The sequence below is a fragment of the Rheinheimera mesophila genome, from assembly GCF_000986865.1.
Lineage (GTDB): Bacteria > Pseudomonadota > Gammaproteobacteria > Enterobacterales > Alteromonadaceae > Pararheinheimera > Pararheinheimera mesophila.
The window spans coordinates 1-715 of sequence record NZ_LAVS01000065.1; the positions used below are offsets into that span (position 1 = coordinate 1).

The following is a 715-nucleotide window of genomic DNA, read 5'->3' on the forward strand; positions in this document are numbered from 1 at the left end:
TATTAAGTCCTTTTTTAATAGCATCTACCATACCGCCGATATGATCTTTAATTTTACCAATGATAGATTTTAAACCGTCACGCATGTTTCCGAAGATATTACGTACTTTATCCCACAAACGACCAGCTATACCTACCGTGTTATCTTTAATAGAGTTCCAGATGTTTGACATCCAATTTCTTAATTTAGTAAATATATCTTTCGTCGCATTCCATAAACTTGTGAATTTAGACCTTACACCCGTAAATAACGAATGAGCCTTGCCGACGGTATTGCTTTTGATATTATTCCACGCATTAGATAACCAGTTTTTCATATTAGTGAAAATAGATTTAACAATATTGTATAAGAAACCAAAAATACTTTTCGTTGCATTCCAAATTGCAGATAATGATTTTGTGAAAATACCTTTGACAACACCCCAGATACCGGATATTAAACCTTTAAGCAATCCACCAAAGTATCTAACAACACCTAGAATCTTACCTACAAACCACAGTTGTATTAAATTCCAAATTAACTGCACAGTGCCTTTTAGTATCATCACAATACCGTCCCAAACACCTCGCCAATTACCAGTGAATAAACTTGAAAAGAACTTAATAAAGCCAAGTATGATATTTAAAGCACCTTGTATTACTCCTTTTATATTCTCCCAAGTACTGACAATCAAGGCTTTAACCGCCGGCCAAATAAATTGCATCACTTGCCAAAT

1 protein-coding gene is annotated in these 715 nt (G+C 34.1%); it reads right to left on the bottom strand.

The window, feature by feature from the left end:
* A partial coding sequence (locus SD53_RS12560) for a phage tail protein (protein WP_206539937.1) occupies positions 1-715 on the bottom strand: 715 nt, incomplete at both ends.